General features: G+C 59.6%; 13 protein-coding genes. 4 read left to right on the forward strand and 9 right to left on the reverse strand.

What is annotated here, in order from left to right:
* Positions 1-122: 122 nt before the first annotated feature.
* The 3 genes from EAV90_RS19885 (at position 123) to EAV90_RS19895 (ending at position 5,587) form a co-directional block, all read left to right on the forward strand.
* On the forward strand, positions 123-650 hold the full coding sequence (locus tag EAV90_RS19885; RefSeq protein ID WP_129144427.1) for an adenylate/guanylate cyclase domain-containing protein: 528 nt from the start codon (positions 123-125) through the stop codon (positions 648-650).
* A 669-nt stretch (positions 651-1,319) separates the two neighbouring features.
* The gene (locus EAV90_RS19890; RefSeq protein WP_245509568.1) at positions 1,320-4,229 is read left to right on the forward strand and encodes an ATP-binding protein; all 2,910 of its coding nucleotides are present in this window, start codon (positions 1,320-1,322) and stop codon (positions 4,227-4,229) included.
* Between the two features lie 14 nt (positions 4,230-4,243).
* Entirely contained in the window at positions 4,244-5,587 is a 1,344-nt protein-coding gene (locus EAV90_RS19895; protein WP_129144429.1) for a hypothetical protein, read from the forward strand.
* Positions 5,588-6,105: 518 nt separating this feature from the next.
* Here the strand turns inward: EAV90_RS19895 and EAV90_RS19900 are convergent.
* On the reverse strand, positions 6,106-6,402 hold the full coding sequence (locus tag EAV90_RS19900) for a hypothetical protein (protein ID WP_129144430.1): 297 nt from the start codon (positions 6,400-6,402) through the stop codon (positions 6,106-6,108).
* A 109-nt stretch (positions 6,403-6,511) separates the two neighbouring features.
* Here EAV90_RS19900 and EAV90_RS19905 point away from each other — a divergent pair, with 109 nt between their 5' ends.
* The gene (locus EAV90_RS19905) at positions 6,512-7,519 is read left to right on the forward strand and encodes a PAS domain S-box protein (protein WP_129144431.1); all 1,008 of its coding nucleotides are present in this window, start codon (positions 6,512-6,514) and stop codon (positions 7,517-7,519) included.
* Positions 7,520-8,182: 663 nt separating this feature from the next.
* Here EAV90_RS19905 and EAV90_RS19910 read toward each other — a convergent pair.
* The 8 genes from EAV90_RS19910 to EAV90_RS19940 form a co-directional block, all read right to left on the reverse strand.
* Positions 8,183-9,082: a universal stress protein gene (locus EAV90_RS19910; RefSeq protein WP_129144432.1), complete on the reverse strand. Its 900-nt coding sequence runs from the start codon at positions 9,080-9,082 to the stop codon at positions 8,183-8,185.
* A 168-nt stretch (positions 9,083-9,250) separates the two neighbouring features.
* Complete coding sequence (locus EAV90_RS41280; protein WP_283810494.1) at positions 9,251-9,379, reverse strand: hypothetical protein; 129 nt, start codon at positions 9,377-9,379, stop codon at positions 9,251-9,253.
* Between the two features lie 281 nt (positions 9,380-9,660).
* Positions 9,661-10,056 (reverse strand): monovalent cation/H(+) antiporter subunit G, encoded by a 396-nt coding sequence (gene mnhG, locus EAV90_RS19915; RefSeq protein ID WP_122400503.1) that lies wholly within the window; start codon positions 10,054-10,056, stop codon positions 9,661-9,663.
* Positions 10,053-10,334, reverse strand: a complete 282-nt coding sequence (locus EAV90_RS19920) for a K+/H+ antiporter subunit F (RefSeq protein ID WP_122400504.1) — start codon at positions 10,332-10,334, stop codon at positions 10,053-10,055. Before EAV90_RS19920 ends, mnhG begins: the two co-directional genes overlap by 4 nt.
* Positions 10,331-10,819 carry a Na+/H+ antiporter subunit E gene (locus tag EAV90_RS19925; protein WP_129144433.1) on the reverse strand — a complete coding sequence of 163 codons (489 nt, stop codon included), beginning with the start codon at positions 10,817-10,819 and terminating at the stop codon, positions 10,331-10,333. The genes EAV90_RS19920 and EAV90_RS19925 overlap by 4 nt, the downstream gene beginning before the upstream one ends.
* A complete protein-coding gene (locus EAV90_RS19930) occupies positions 10,816-12,432 on the reverse strand; it encodes a monovalent cation/H+ antiporter subunit D (protein WP_129144434.1) in 1,617 nt (538 codons plus the stop codon). The genes EAV90_RS19925 and EAV90_RS19930 overlap by 4 nt, the downstream gene beginning before the upstream one ends.
* Positions 12,429-12,770, reverse strand: a complete 342-nt coding sequence (locus EAV90_RS19935; protein WP_122400507.1) for a Na+/H+ antiporter subunit C — start codon at positions 12,768-12,770, stop codon at positions 12,429-12,431. Before EAV90_RS19935 ends, EAV90_RS19930 begins: the two co-directional genes overlap by 4 nt.
* Entirely contained in the window at positions 12,770-15,691 is a 2,922-nt protein-coding gene (locus EAV90_RS19940) for a monovalent cation/H+ antiporter subunit A (RefSeq protein WP_129144435.1), read from the reverse strand. The genes EAV90_RS19935 and EAV90_RS19940 overlap by 1 nt, the downstream gene beginning before the upstream one ends.
* Between the last annotated feature and the right edge of the window lie 303 nt (positions 15,692-15,994).

Below are 15,994 nucleotides of genomic sequence, written 5' to 3' on the forward strand. Positions count from 1 at the left end.
TGCGGTCGCGGATGGGCTATGATCGGCACTGCGGGCAGGCTCGTCGGCCACTTCTACATCCACAATGGCGACGATTCAGCCTTCGTTTGCGAACGCGGCTGAGTTCTTCAACAGCCTGCTAGATGAGGTTGAGGAGTTTTTTACTGGGTCGCGATCGGCCGCCGAAGCATCGCGTCCTCGCCACTGTTCTGTTTACCGATATTGTGAACTCAACCAAACGCGCGGAGAAGATCGGCGACCGCGCATGGCACGACCTGCTGGGTCACCACAATGCGATCGTGCGACGAGAACTGTTGCGGCATCGCGGCCGTGAAGTGAGGACATTGGGTGATGGGTTCTTAGCAACTTTCGACGGTCCGGCCCGATCGATCCGGTGCGCTCTTGCAATAAATGAAAGCGTCGAACCGCTCGGGTTGCAGGTGAGGGCCGGCCTTCACACGGGCGAGATTGAAGTTGCCGATGACGATGTCAGCGGAATCGCCGTGCACATCGCATCGCGCGTTGCGACGATGGCGAAGCCCGGACAGGTTTTGGTCTCGAATACCGTCCGTGACCTGGTGGCAGGATCAAACATTCGGTTCCATGACGAAGGTCATCATTCTCTAAAGGGCATTACTAATAGCGTCAGATTATTCGCGGTTGAACGGTAGAGAGAAGCTCAACGCGCAATTCGGATAGGGTGATCGACTTTGTCTTGAGGCTCTCGCCTCGACTGGCCATTCTGTAGCGAGAAGCTCGCCAAAGTACGAAATAGCTTGCACGTCACAGCAGATCTGCCTTTCCGAATTAATCGAACTGCAGGACGGCTGAGGCAACTCTAGCACCGGAGGGGAGATAAATCTAAGACCGTCGGCAGAATTGGCCAGGCGAGGTCTCAACGTTCTTGTCCAGGTTGCATCCTAGCAGAGCGGTTGCGGCTGACAGGCGGCCAGATCATGGAACAGGCCCGGTGACGCCTTGACTCCAAAGAGTAATCTGAGGACTAATTTACCGGAAATTGAGCTCCGCTCGGCGGGCGTCACTTCTGCCGGGCGAGGAGGGCATCGCCTGTGGCACGCCGGCATCACAGCTCGATTGGTTCAGGTTTGAGCGATACTGCGCCATTCAGGCCGCTGGACGCCCGATCTATCGCGAGCCCCCTAATTTTTGGGCAGAATAGCACGATCGTCCACGCGGGCAGAGGGGGGCGTGATTCGGCTGGAGATGGAAGGCCAACAGCCTCGTCCCCGATAAATCGCCGGAGGCATTTGCGGAATCTAGCGACCGAACGAAAATATGTCTCCATCTTGCGAGCCGATCTGCACCGCTCATCGGATCTGGTGACAGGCCTCGATTTAGAAGAGTCGATCGCGCGGCTCGCGCCGGCAATGGGTCAGATGCGATCGGCTGTGCATCAGTACGGGGGCATTATTCATCGAGAAATGGGTGATGGCATATTCGCCGTGTTCGGTGCGCCGGTCGCCAACGACATGCACGCGGTCCTGGCTTGCCTCGCTGCGCTCGACCTTCTGAGCCGGATTGAAGCGCTTGCGGATGGTAGCATTCGCGTGCGGGTTGGCGTGCACTCAGGCTTGGTAGTGGCCGGACCCCGGAAGCTCGACTACACCCAGATGTACGATTTTGACGGCCCTCCACTGATCATGGCTGAGCGCTTGCAAGCGGTGGCGGAGCCTGGCCAGGCGCTGGCGTCCGAGACGTGCTGGATGCTGGCCGGAGGCTATATCCATTTCGAAGCACCGGAAAGGCACCTTCTAAAGGGATTTGCCCAGCCAGTCATGGTTCATCCCATAAAAAGGGTTGGTGAGCTATCGAAATGGCAAGTGACCCTGGGGCGAGGTACAGCAGCATTCGTCGGTCGCGAGACGGAATTATCAAACTTACTTGCGCTTGGTGTCGCGGCTGCGAATGGCCCCGGTCGCGTTGCCCTTGTTTCGGGGGAACCGGGCGTGGGCAAGTCGCGCTTGGTGCGCGAGGCTGTGCACGTGCTGCATCAGCGCGGCTGGCATTCCGTGGAGGCGGAATGTAGCCCCATCATTGGCGATTCGCCGTTTTCCCTCCTCAAGGATATCCTGGTCAAATCTATTTCGGAGCTAAGTGGGGCTGATAAAGCGGGCGCCAACACCGACCTGCCAGATGTACAATCGGCTGCGCTGCGGATTCTGCTCGATGGAGTAGTTGCAGAAAGCCTTCCCGTATGGACAAAGCTAGCCTCCCGCGCGCGAACTCGTGCCATCATCGATATGGCTTGTTCGGTCGTGGCCCGTCGGGTTGGTGGGCAGCCGACATTGCTTCTCATTGAGGATGCGCAATGGGCTGATGAGGCAAGCGCCCCCGCCCTTGACGCAATAGTGGCGTTGGCCAAGCGTCTTCCACTTTTCGTGTTAATCACTGCTCGAACAGATGAGCTGCCCTCTTGGTGTGAGCCGGATGCCAGACTGGTACTAGCCCCACTAGCGCCCGATGAAGGCCTTGCAATGCTTAATCAGTTGCTTGGTCCATCGCCTCGCCTTCAGCTTTTAAAGGAACGAATTCTAGAGCACACGGGTGCGATGCCGTTGTTCCTAGAGGAAGTGTGTCGTGGGCTTATAGAAGCCGGTCGATTAAGGGGAGCGTGGGGTGAATTTGAGCCGGCCTTAGAGGGGACAGAGCTCGGCGTTCCTTTGACAGTTCAAGGTGTGATCGCGAGTCGCATTGATCGACTGGCCCCGCGCGAGAAGCGGGTCTTGCAAGTAGCCGCCTCGATCGGTCCTCAAGTGCCAAGCCGTTTACTCCGGGTGATCGCAGGTTTGGAGGAGGCGGTCTTCCGTCAAATCCATACCGCACTACTGGCGGCGGGTATGTTGGTGTGCGTCCCGCAGGCGGGAGAGGGGCAAAACACGTTCCCGCACGAATGCGTTCGCCAGGTTGCATACGATGCCACCCTGGAATCCGATAGGGTGAAACTACACAAGCGTGTTCTGACCGAGCTCGAGGCCGAGGCGGCTACTGCTCAGAACGCGCACGAGTTGGCAGCCATAATGGTGCACCACGCTGTTCAAGCCAAGGAATGGGCGCGTGCAGCCGATTTGGGGGCAACGATCGCGCGTCGCTGCTTTGGCCAATCTGCGTTTTCGGATGCGATGAAGCATTTCGAACTGGCAATAGCGTCGGTCGACAAGCTGCCGCCGTCACCGCAACGTGAGGCAATCGCGATTGATCTTAGGATTGAGGCGCGAATGGCTTACGGAAATCTAGGAAAGGTGAGCCGTTGGCTCGACTTGGCAAGAGAGGCCGAGGCGCGCGCACTCGCCTCCGGCGACAATAGACGACGAATTCCTGCGTTGGCCATGCGTGCGGCGGCGTTGAACTTCTATGGTGCGCCGGCCGAAGCGCTCGACGCGGGCGAGGCTGCAGTGCGCGAAGCAGGCCAGAGCGGCGAGCCTGGATGGTTGGCCTATGCGGAATACGGGTTGGGGCAGGCGCGGTTTATCGCCGGTCACTTCGTAAAGGCCGTAGAGATTTTGGAGAGAGCTTATAAGCGGTTTTATTTTGAAGGTGCTTCACCGCCACCCGGCGGCGGAGCAGCACAAGCTGCACTGCTTAGCTGTATGATGATCTGCGTCAGTAAAGTAGCGCTTGGGGACGAAGAGGGCGCTGTCGCGGCGCAAGCACGAGCAGATGAGATTGCGGCTCAGAATGAAGGTCCCGCTGCAGCGATAGCAGGGGGATTTAGCCGCGGAGTGCTTTTGCTCTCAAGAGATGAGCCGCAGGCGGCGGAAACGGCGCTGGCACACTCCCTCAAGCTTGCGCATCAGCATGAAGTGCACCTTTTCATACCCGTGCTTGCCAACCAGCATGGGCTTTCACTCTTGCGAGTAGGGCGCGTGACAGAAGCGCGAACGGCGTTTGAAATGGCCCGTGAAGAGGCCGAACTGCTTGGGCATCGGTCGGCTGCATTGCGCGCAGAGCTAGGTCTAGCGCTCTGTGAGGCAGCATCGACAACCCAACGCAACGTAGCAATAGAGATGGTTTGCCGATGTGAGCAGAGCGCTCAACAGAGCGGGTACCAACCCCTAGAGCTGGAAGCGTTGCTCATCAAGAGTGCTTTAAATAGCGCATTGGGAGTGGAGTCTTCGGCGGACCGAAACAAAGCCGAGCAAATAGCAAAGCAAATCGGCGCCCTAGGAACGCAGCGCGAAGTTCATCGCACGCTTTCAAGGGTGCTGGATCGTTCACAGCTGGCGAGCTAACAAGGAGGAACGTCATGTCTGAAGAAGAAGACGGCAGGACCGAGAAGCAAGACACGCTCAATCGGCGTACCGTGCTAGCGGGTGGCGTTGCAACCGCGGCGACGGCCGCTCTCCCGCGGGCGGCGCTCGCTCAGCCGAAGGGTGCTGGCGGAATAGAAACCCGTGGCGCAATTTACATGGACCCCGATTATCTATCGACATTCAACGATCACGCCTACTCGCGGGGCAATATCGGTAATGTTCACAATCTAATTAAGAACAATTTCCTGAACAGAAGTGATCTTAAGTGGGGACTTTATCAACGCGACGTGGAGCCGGATCCTAAAAAGTGGGGCCGTACACCGCAAATTGGACAGGCCGCGTTCGACCATTGGCCCGACTTCTCTCAGGAAGCTCGTGATGACCTGGAGAAGCAGCCGGCGAGGTTTGCTGATCCGAAGAACGCAATGAACCCGTTCGACACCAGGCAAGTGGGCGCCAATCTGTTGGAGCATTTAGATGAGGTTATTCGCATTGCGCTGTGGGACTACGCAGTACCGATAAAGATCAAAGTGAATAAGAGTCGCAGACGGCATCACGGTCTTACAACCGAATGGGACCCTGCGCCGCAGCCCGGAACTAATCCAAACCTTCGATTGAATGGGCTGACCATCAACATCGATTGTCCCGACGGCGGATGGCAGGGTTACACGCTCTGGCGCAACAGATCTACGAGCGACCACATTACGAAATTCGAAGCCAATTGGGTGGTGCCCTCGCCACCAACGAACGATGAAGGGCAGATCATATTCATCTTCAATGGTCTGGAGAGCGTATCGGGACCAAATGCAACGGGAGGAATCTTACAGCCGGTCCTCCAGTGGACCACCAATGGTTGGTTCATCCGGAGCTGGTACGTGAGTGCTGATTTCGACCCTATGAAGTACCCGAACCTGCCTGATCCAGGCTCGGCGGTCGGCCAAGATCACCTGAGTGACGAGAACCGCTGTTACTCTAAGGCAATCCCAGTCACGACAGGAGATATAATTACCGGCTCTATTGAGGGCGGCAGAGATACTGGCGGAAAGTTCAACTATGTCTGCTCGCTTTCGCGTAACAATCAAATTCAGTCGGACACCAGACTGAAAATGGACGATATATCTGAGCTGACTTACGCCGTGTGTGCTGTCGAAAGTTACAAAGTAACCGTCACCCCTGCGGACTACCCCACGGCACCGATCGTATTAACCTCCCTCGACTTGCAACTTGAAAACAATCCCATCAGCCCAATCCAGTGGACGGAAAGCAAAAAGGCCGGCAGGGACTTCACCGCAAAGTCGTCTATGGCGGGACACAAGGTGGAGTTTAAGGTAGTCTGAAGTAAAAGCAGACCGGCTCGAGGATATTTTCTGGCCGCCCATAGCTTCGCATCTTGGGATCAAAGGCCTCAGGGCTGGCGGAAGGCGGATGGCCTTCTGTCGGGCAAGAGGGGCGTGCCACTGCTTCGGCGAGGCACTATTATACCGTTGCTCCTCCAGTATACTCTGGAGAGAAGCTTAAATTGCAGCTTCTGTCCCCCGAGGGAGAGCACCTGAGGCGCAGCGGTCGAGCAAGTTTTTTTTCTAAATTCTCTCCCTCCGCCAGCCGGCAAAAATGATCTCGTACTTAGAGCTGCAGACAGGCCAAAAATTTGGCCGTTTTCTTGCTTTTCGCTTCGGTCGATTTGAACAAGCGGCCTCCGCAGCCGGCAGCATGAAAGAGCTGACCGGGACCGATCACTATCGTTTCGCTTTCAGAAACTTAAGCCAGGGTGCGCCTGACGTAACCAGTCCCTGGATGTCTTGGATAATCAGGGGTCGCTGACGCCAGAGGACCTGGGAAGATTCCTCCGGCGATCTCAAGCTTGGAATATGACTACGGAGCTTCGCGAATTTTCGTCCGGACCACTGGAGGTCGACAGCTCGAGAAATCGCGTGTTGTCGTAGGCGCTGTCCGGGTCACCTAGGTGAAGCTCCGCCTCCTCGATCTCGAGGTACTGACCGGCGATCAGCTTGCCTTCGTCACCCTTATCCTGCAGGTAATCTTTCTGTACGATCAGGTCGGCCTTTGCAGCCGCTTCGTGGTAGCTATTTGCTTCTACCTCGATTTCGCCGATATGGACCTTGGCGTATGTCTGAACGTAAAACTTCGGCATCTACTTTGCTCCTAGTCCCAGAACGCTGCCTTCGAACACACCATTGCGATCCTTTCAATTCGCAAAACGGGGCTAGGCTGTCGCAGCGAAGCGTACCTGGAGGTGCACTGTGGGCGGACAAATTGAACGCAAGTCTCCCAGCAAGGAGACGAGAGAAGTCGAAACTGCGCTTCGCGAAAGTGAGCAGCGGTTGCGCTTCCTGGCCGCGATAGTCGAGTCCAGTGACGACGCGATTGTAAGCAAGAATCTCGATGGCATTATTACAAGCTGGAACAAAGGTGCCGAGCGTATATTTGGCTTCTCGGCCGGCGAGGCGATCGGCCAACCCATTACAATTGTAATCCCTCAGGACCGGCAGAGCGAAGAGCGCGAGATTCTCACGCGCATCAGACGAGGCGAGCGCATCGACCATTTTGAGACGGTTCGGCAACGCAAGAATGGCAGCTTGATCGTAATTTCGTTGACCGTTTCTCCTGTCAAAGATGACCATGGCAAAATTGTCGGTGCATCAAAGATCGCGAGAGATATTACGGAGCAGAAGAGGAATCAGGAGCTGATCACGACATTGGCGCGGGAGGCCGAGCACCGCAGCAAGAACCTGCTTGCGACCATTCGGGCGGTGGTTAGTCGTTCTCAATCAGACTCGCCGGAAGATCTCAAAGAAATAATTATTGGACGCATCGAAGCGCTTGAGAAAGTGTGCTCACTTTTTGTCGCGACACGCTGGATCGGTGCCGAGTTATCCGCGATCGCGACACAGGAACTGGCTCCATATTCCCAAAGCGGGAAGCGGGTACTCATAGACGGAGCGCAAATTCTACTAGAGCCCGGCATCGCTCAGGCAATTGCCATGACGTTGCACGAGCTGGCCACCAACGCTGCAAAATACGGTGCTTTGTCCCAGCCCAAGGGCCAGTTAAGCCTGCAATGGTCGCAGGGGGCTGACGGCAAATTATACCTGTTCTGGACTGAGACAGGTGGTCCAGACGTGCAGCAACCGACCCAGAACGGCGTTGGTGTCGGTATGATTGAAGGAATGATCAGCCACTTGAAGGGGACGGTCCGCTTTGATTGGCACAAAGAGGGACTTGTCTGCGAAATTATGGTCCCGCTCTGAGGCCGCAACTGATCCCGGCGGGTAGAGAGAATTGATCGCCTCCCAATGAGCATCGGCTGCCGCTTATGGCCCTTGGCCGAACAAGGCGCGGCCATTGTGGTGTCGGCTATCGCGGCTAGACCGGACGCGCGCTGTGCTCACTTCGACCGCCGCTTACCCAAAGCGGGCCTCGCGCTCAGTTTACGTGTTGGGATTCGCCGCGAGTATAATCGCTGCAGGGGATTGTAATGAGCCCAATCACGTGGCTCGTCGCCCGAGAGCCGGCAGGTGGTGGCTCCGAGGCACAAACCTCAATTCCGCTCGCTTTTTGCGTTATTCGGCACTTGGCGCCGAGGTTCTCTGGCGACAGGCGGCCCGTTACTAAGTGTTTGAAATCGTCTGTCCGCGACCCCGGGCGAAGATGCCGGTAAGTCATCTCGGGAGGGCGCGAGCCGTGGTGCTACATGGCGATCCGCGGACGTGCGAATGCCTGCGGATGTCATGCTTGCTGCGTGGGAGGATACCGCGCCCTAAAGCGCGATGAGATTTGGATGAATCGTCATCGCGCTTTAGCTTGTTGTTTACGCATGATCTTTCCGGAAAACCGCTTCGCACTTTTCCGGATCATGCTTTAGTGCTGGATGCGGCCCCGGTCTCTCCAGGCGATCCGAAAGTCTTTTCCCGTCAGGCGTCAGAACAGGCAGCGGTGGCCGTCTTTGAAGGTCTGAGGTCAGGACCGGTGGGAGGAACCACCAGAACGTCCACGTTGAGGGAGCGAAGAACTTCTTCCGTCACACTCCCGATCAACGCGCGAAGCAGCCCGGATCGGCTGTGCGTACCCATCACGAGCATGTCGGGTCGCTTCTCTGCAACCGCACGCGCGATCACCTGCATGGGAACGCCCTCGTCGACTCTAAGCGACCATCGCTGGGCGTCGAACTCATTGGCGACGAGAAAACTGCTCATTTCCTCCATCGCTCCGTGACGCTCGCTATCGACATATCCACTGATGACGTCGGAGCTCGCACCAGAGCTGAGCAATCGTCTCTTAGCCACCGGCGAGAAGGCGTGAAGGAGCGTCGAGCCGTCTTCCAAAAACCCGGCGGACAGACCGAAGCGGATCGCGTCGGCCGATGTCTCCGACATGTCGACTGGCACCAGAACCCGTTCGTAGTGCCGCTGCGCCTCGTTGTTCACCATCAGCACGGGATACTTTCCTCCGCGGACGACACGCTCGATAGTGGTCCCTGTAAAGATGTCGCGCAGAAACTGCTTGCGATGGGCCCCCATCACGATGAGATCGGCGCCGACCGCGGCGCTCGCGCGCAAGATTCCGTCGAAGGGGTGACCCGTGATCACGATCGGATGACAGCGCGCGTCATGCAGCTCGGGCATGGACCAGATCTGCTCCACCAGCACCCGCTGGGCCTCCCGTTCTTCCATGCGAACCAGATCGTCCGGCTGGTCTTCATCAACGACGTGAACAAGGTGCAGCTCGGCGCGGCGAGCGCGGGCCAGAAGGCCGGCTTGCCGCAGGGCGCGATGGGAACGCGTAGAGAAATCCGTCGCAGCGACGATGATCATGTCAGAACCCTTGTACTGGCCGACCGCGCCGCGTCTTTTCGGCAAGGCCGGCGATTTGATTGCTTCAAGGCCGGCTCATGACGCGGCAACGCGCGGGCGCGCCCTGAGATGAAGAGCGCGGTAGCGGGTCGCGGTCAAAACCGTCAGGTGACAAAGCACCTTCCAGCGTCAACTTTCCGGGTCATGCGGCATCGGCGGCGGACGGCGAGCGAATGCCGCCCGAAACCCGTCGGGGTCGTAAATCCAGATGAACAGGATCCACGAGGTCAGAACCAGCAGTGCCAAAAAGACAGACATGAAGAACTCCCGGCTTGGTCAGAATCGTTGAGTTGCCGCGCCCGGGCGATACAAATCGCCCGGGTCACATGCCGATTTGCAGCCGGTTCTCCTGAATGTCTGGTCGCACTTTGGTCATCACGTCCTCTGTTTGGGATGCCGCAGATCTCTGAATGGCATCCGCATAATCAGGCCGGCGACGGGCCAACGATCGGCCGGCTGAAGTCGCGGAGAACGCGCACAGTTCAGCATCACGCCTACAATGGACTTAAGCGTGCGCCGCAGGGGATCAATTGCGACATTTAGTCGGCCTTGCCCGCCGAAGCGTCGCCTGGCGCCGCGTGAGGCAGCGCCCGGCCTACGGGTTCACCCAGCTGTGCCCGTTCCGCGGTGTCGCGAAAGCGGGCTGCGCCGACGAGAACGGTCAACGCGATCGGGGTGGTCACGGCGCCGAGTACGACGATCAGGATTTCGTGCAGCACCGCTCTGCTCTCCAGAACCGAGAAGCAGACCATCGAAGCGGCCGCGATGAAGACGGTGCCGAGTGTTGTTCCGAGCGTCGGCGCATGGACGCGCTCGTAGAATGTGCCGAGCCGCAAAAGGCCCAGCGAGCCGATCAGCGTGACGGCAGCGCCGGTCAAAAGGAAGACCGCTGTGAGGACGGCAGCCCAAGGCGGCAAGTGCTCGATGCCGTTCATTCGATCACCTCGCCGCGAAGGAGGAACTTGGCGAGCGCAACCGTCCCGACGAATCCGAACAGGGCCATGGCCAGGGCAGCCTCGAAATAAAGCGCCTCGCCGGTTCGAATCCCGACCGTCAGAAGCAACAACATTGCGTTGACGGACAACGTGTCGAAACCGAGAACGCGATCCTGAGCGCGCGGTCCAAGGAAGATGCGCAAAGCGCCGCAGCCGATCGCCAATCCCAGCAACACCTGCGCGACCAGGAGCGAGTAGGTCAGCATGAGCTGGCTCATTCGAATATCTCCAGCAGATGACGTTCGTAACGGTCCTTGATGGTGCGGATCCACTCCTCTTCATCGACGAGGTCCAGAACGTGGATGGTCAGCGCCCCTCTTTGGGCGTCGAAATTCACCCACAGCGTCCCCGGGGTCGACGTAATGATGCAGGCGAGCGAGGCCAGCCCGTAGGGGGCGCGCATGTCGAGCGGAATCTCCACGAAGCCCGGCGCTCGCTGCCACCGTCCAAAGCCGAGAACGATCCGCCCCACCGCCAGGTTCGAGCGCACGATGTCGACGGTGACCCGTGCCAACAGTCGCATAATGACGCCGGGTCGCCTGACCCGCACGCTCGGTATTTCCAGTACGGTCAGGATCCGACCACCGACGAGGGCGACCAAGCAGCCAAGCAGGATGTGCCCAAACGTGACCGCTTGATTGAGCAGCAGCCACAATGCGAGCAGGCAGGAGCTCACGATCGGAAAAGGCAGCAAGCGTGTCATTTGCCCTCCGCTTGTCGGCTGCTAGAGCCGGTGTTCAGGACGTCGCTGATGTAGTCCGCCGGCGCGTGGAGGGATTGCGCCGCGGCCTGCATGAAGCGGATCACGGGACCGGCCCAGACGGTTTGCGCAGCACAGATGAACAGCAGGAACATGATCGGCGCCATCTCGATCACGCGCACGCGCGGCACAGTGCGATCGGGCGAGGCCCAGAAGATACGGATTCCAGCGCGTGCCATCGCGACCAAGGTCGCGAAACCCGAGAGGATCAGCACTGCGAGCAGAGCCCATCCGCTGCCGGGAATGGCCCCCCCTGGCTGATCGGCCGGATGCAGAGCCGCCGCGAGCAGCGCGAATTTGGCGATAAATCCGGACAGCGGCGGCAAGCCGGCGATGACCAGCGCGCAGCCGATGAAAGCGACGCCGAGCAATCCCATGGTGGCCACGATCGCGATGCCCACGTCCCCTTCGGCTTGGTCTGTCTCGACCTCCTCTCCATAAGCTTCCCGCGTGACAGCGATCATGTCCGCTCCAGGTTCACGGCCGCGCTCGATGAGCTCGACGAGGAGAAAGAATGCTCCGATGCCGAGCGTCGAGCTGACCAGGTAGAAGAGCGCTCCACTGGTGACGCCGACCTGTCCCATCCCCGTGGCGGCGAGCACCGTTCCGGAGGATATGAGCACGGAGAAACCGCCGAGTCGGGCGGTGTCTTGCGAGGCCAATGTGCCGATCGCTCCGAACAGGATCGTCGCCAAGCCGGCCAACAACAAGAACTCCCTGCCGAAGCCGGCCGATGCGCCGGCGTCCTCGCCGAAAAGCAAGAGCGACAGGCGCAGCACGATATAGACGCCGACCTTCGTCATGATCGCAAAGATCGACGCCACCGGCGGACTTGCGGCCGCGTAGGCGGTCGGCAGCCAGAAGTTCAAGGGCCACATTCCGGCCTTGAGCAGGAAGGCAACCGCAAGCACGCCCGCACCTGCTTCGAGCAAGCCGCGGCTCTCGGCGGCGACCGCGTGCACGCGTGCCGCGAGATCCGCCATGTTGAGCGTTCCGGTCACGCCGTAGATCAGGCTGACCCCGATCAGAAACAACAGCGAGGCGGCGAGGTTGACGACGATGTAATGCAGCCCTGCCTTCACCCGTGCAAGGCCGGATCCGTGCAGCAGAAGACCGTACGACGCCGCCAGCAACAACTCGAAGAACACGAACAGGTTGAAGAGATCGCCCGTGAGGAAGGCGCCGTTGAGGCCCATCAGCAGGAATTGAAACAGCGGATGGAAATGCGCGCCTGCCCGGTGCCAGCGTGCAAGGGAGTACACCACCGAGGCCAGCGCGAGGACATTGGTCAGCAGCAGCATTAGAGCCGACAGCCGATCAAGAACGAGGACAATTCCGAATGGCGCAGGCCAATTGCCCAGACGATAGACGTCCCTTGTACCGGCATCCGAGAGTCCGAGCAGGATCGTGGCAATGCAAACGAGGGCAACGGTTGCGCCGACGTTGAGGCCGGCGACGATCGAGCGGTGCTTCTCTCCGTTGAGCAGCAGCATGCCGGCACCTGCCAGCAGGGGCAGGAGGATCGGCGCAATGACCAGACCAGAGGCGCCGCTCACGCTTCCGGCTCCTGGCCGTCGACATGATCGGTCCGGGCGAGGCCGCGGGATGCCAGCAGCACCACGAGGAAGAGCGCGGTGGTCGCGAAACTGATGACGATTGCAGTCAGTACAAGCGCCTGCGGAAGCGGATCGGCAAACCGCGCAGAATCTCCGGCCTCCTTTGTGATGAGCACCGGAGCCCCCGTCCGCACTCGCCCCATGGCCACGATGAACAGATTAACCGAGTAGGAAAGCAACGAGAGCCCGATGATAACCTGAAAGGTGCGCGGCCTGAGGATCAGCCAAACGCCGGACGCGGCAAGCGTACCGATACCGATCGCCAGCACGAACTCCATCAGACCAGTTCCTCCCTCGATGGCTCACTGGCCAAGCCTCGGCCGCTCTGAGGCGGAACTGCGTAGCGACGCAGCGATTGATGCGCGATCGCGATGAGCATCAGCACGGTGGCGCCGATCACGAGTGAGAACACGCCGACGTCGAAAAGGAATGCGCTCGCTGTGGGGACGCGGCCGACCAGCGGCAGTTCGGCATACGCAAAGTACGAGGTCAGAAACGGATATCCGAAAACGCAGGCAGCTGCCCCCGTGCACCCAGCGAGCAGAAGCCCAATCCCCATCCAGCGTACCGGCATGAAGTGCAGACGAGCTTCCACCCATGTCGTGCCGCGAGCCATGTACTGCAGGATGAACGCGGTCGCCATGGCGACGCCGGCCACGAAGCCTCCGCCCGGAAGATCGTGCCCGCGCAACAGCAGGAAGACCGCGACTACGCCGATCACGGGAAACATCAGCCTCATCATCAGCGACGCGGTCTCCATCGTGTCCTTGGCGGTGTCACCCTTCTGTCGGTCGGGATGCGCCTCGTCGTGGCTGTCCTGGGCGTGCTGCTGTTCGGGAACGGGGATGCTCTCAGGCGCCGGACGGAAGCGGCGCAACAGCGCGTAGACGGTGAGCGCAACGACAGCGAGGACTGTGATCTCACCCATTGTGTCGAATCCGCGGAAGTCCACCAGGATGACGTTGACCACGTTGGTTCCGCCACCTTTGGTATAGGCGTTCTCGACGAAGTAGCGCGAGATGCTGTTCGTATCGGGATGCTGCATGGCTGCAAACGCGAGTGTCGCCAGCCCGACGCCGACGGAGAGCGCGATCGCGAAGTCACGCACGCGGTGCCATCGAATCCTGCCGGCTGGCGGTTCCGCCCCGGCCGGTGCGATACGTTTTGGCAACCATCGCAAGCCGAGTAGCAGCAGCACTGTCGTGACCGTCTCGACGACGATCTGCGTCAGGGCCACGTCGGGAGCCGATAGCCATACGAAGGTGACGCAGGTCACGAGACCGGCAGACCCGAGCAGGATCAGCGCGACGACGCGATGAAACTTGGCTTCGATCGCGGCGCCGACCGCGCAGGCGGCGCCGACCGTCCAAAGCAAAGCGAACGCAAGGTCAAATGTAGTCCGCAGGGGATCCGCCAGCGGGAGGCCGCGCGAATAGAGCGGCAGCAAGGCGGCGAGGAACGCCGTAGCGGCCAAGACTCTCAGTTGTGGCTGGAGACGTCGCGTCCCAAGCTTGCTCTCGAGCCAGCGTGCAAGACGCCAGGATAACGTCACCATCATCCAGTCGAAGATCTGCTTCCCGCTGAACCGGCCGAGCAAGGGCGGCCCCTCGTTGGCGAGAAGGTAGGAGCTCAGCATCACATAGACGCCGACGCCGCCAACCATCGCCAGAACGCTCATCAGCAATTCGGGCGTGAAGCCGTGCCATATCTTCAGACTGTACTCCGGCATGCTGGAACCGAGCACAGCGCCAGCGGCGGTATCGAGGACCGGTGCAACGGTCAACGCCGGCGCTATGCCCACCACGACGCATGCAAGCACGAGAAGCTCGGCCGGAAGCCGCATCAGGAGGGGCGGCTCGTGGGGGGTGCGCGGAAGACCGACGGGGGCGGGACCGAAGAATACGTCACGAATGAACCGGAGAGAATAGGCAACTGTGAAGGTGCTTGCCGCGGTGACGATGTAGGGAAGCGCTCGATCGACGAGTGAATTGTCATGGACTTCGATTGTTTCGGCGAAGAACATCTCTTTCGAGAGGAAGCCATTCAGCAGCGGCACGCCGGCCATGGACCCGGCCGCGACCATGGCCAGCGTCGCGGTGATCGGCATGAACACGTAGAGGCCGCTCAAGCGCCGAATGTCGCGCGTGCCGGTTTCGTGGTCGATGATGCCCGCCGCCATGAACAGCGATGCCTTGAAGGTGGCATGATTCATGATGTGAAAGACCGCTGCGATCTGCCCGAACGGCGTGTCCAGTCCAGTCAAGAGCGTGATCAAGCCGAGATGGCTGATGGTCGAGTAAGCCAGCAGGCCCTTTAGATCCTGCTGGAATACCGCGAGAAACGCGCCCACCAGGAAGGTGATCAGACCGGCCGATCCCACCAGCCACAGCCATTCGTTCGATCCGCCGAGGGCGGGCCAGAGCCTGACCAAAAGAAACACACCGGCCTTCACCATCGTTGCCGAGTGCAGATAGGCCGATACGGGAGTCGGAGCCGCCATCGCGTGCGGCAGCCAAAAATGGAAGGGAAATTGGGCGCTCTTGGTCAGGGCGCCGAGCAGGATCAGCACGAGCGCGGGGACATAGAGCGGATGCGAACGGATCGCCTCTCCTGACGTCAACACCTTGTCCAGGTCATAGCTGCCGACGATGTGGCCAATCAGCAAGACGCCGGCGAAGAGGCAGAGCCCACCGCTCGAGGTGACCACCAGCGCCATACGCGCGCCGTCACGCGCAGCCGAATTGTGATGCCAGTAGCTGATCAGCAGGAACGAAAACAGGCTAGTCAGCTCCCAGAAGAACACGAGCTGGAGCAGGTTGCCGGAGAGCACGATCCCCAGCATCGCGCCCATGAACGCCAGCAGCAGGGAAAAGAACCGGGGCACGGGATCGCTGGGCGACATGTAATAGCGGGTATACAGCACCACCAGAAAGCCAATTCCGGTGATCAGCATGGCGAATGCCCATGCGAAGCCGTCGAGCCTCAACGCAAATTCCAGTCCAAGTTCAGCGATCCATTCCGTCCGCCAGCAGACAACGCCACCGTTCGTCACGCTCGGGTAAGCCATACCGACGAGGCTAAAGGCAGCAAGTGCGACGCCGCCGGCGAGCCACGCCTCAGCGTTGCGCGCATTGACTCGCAAAAGAGCCGCAGTACAGCTTCCGGCGAAAGGAAGCGCAAGGACGGCAAGGAGGAACATCGCGTTCGTTGCCCAGCTGCAAGATGTGTGTATTCGCTGACCCCGACTGCTTAGCCGACGCGAATAGATATCTCCACTGCTAGATTTGGCGCGGTTGCAAGTGATCGACCTTGAAGCCCTACTCCGCCAGAACCGCTGACAAGACTCGCTCTAAATTGAGCGGTTCAGATCCAGTGAGGAAAGGTGCCGACCAGAGCGGCAACTGGGGCCGCGATAGCGCCGAGCAAAGCGTAAAGGCCGCAGAGCACGATTGTCCGCCAGCCACTTGTATCGATTGGCTTGTCGTTTGGCTCGGTGTCCTCA

It is taken from the genome of Bradyrhizobium vignae (genome assembly GCF_004114425.1).
Lineage (GTDB): Bacteria > Pseudomonadota > Alphaproteobacteria > Rhizobiales > Xanthobacteraceae > Bradyrhizobium > Bradyrhizobium vignae.

Coding starts and splice junctions, on each gene's coding strand:
- EAV90_RS19885 (WP_129144427.1), top strand. CDS start 123: ATGAGGTTGAGGAGTTTTTTACTGGGTCGCGATCGGCCGCCGAAGCAT.
- EAV90_RS19895 (WP_129144429.1), top strand. CDS start 4,244: ATGTCTGAAGAAGAAGACGGCAGGACCGAGAAGCAAGACACGCTCAAT.
- EAV90_RS19900 (WP_129144430.1), bottom strand. CDS start 6,402: ATGCCGAAGTTTTACGTTCAGACATACGCCAAGGTCCATATCGGCGAA.
- EAV90_RS19910 (WP_129144432.1), bottom strand. CDS start 9,082: ATGATCATCGTCGCTGCGACGGATTTCTCTACGCGTTCCCATCGCGCC.
- EAV90_RS41280 (WP_283810494.1), bottom strand. CDS start 9,379: ATGTCTGTCTTTTTGGCACTGCTGGTTCTGACCTCGTGGATCCTGTTC.
- mnhG (WP_122400503.1), bottom strand. CDS start 10,056: ATGAACGGCATCGAGCACTTGCCGCCTTGGGCTGCCGTCCTCACAGCG.
- EAV90_RS19920 (WP_122400504.1), bottom strand. CDS start 10,334: ATGAGCCAGCTCATGCTGACCTACTCGCTCCTGGTCGCGCAGGTGTTG.
- EAV90_RS19925 (WP_129144433.1), bottom strand. CDS start 10,819: ATGACACGCTTGCTGCCTTTTCCGATCGTGAGCTCCTGCCTGCTCGCA.
- EAV90_RS19935 (WP_122400507.1), bottom strand. CDS start 12,770: ATGGAGTTCGTGCTGGCGATCGGTATCGGTACGCTTGCCGCGTCCGGC.
- EAV90_RS19940 (WP_129144435.1), bottom strand. CDS start 15,691: ATGTTCCTCCTTGCCGTCCTTGCGCTTCCTTTCGCCGGAAGCTGTACT.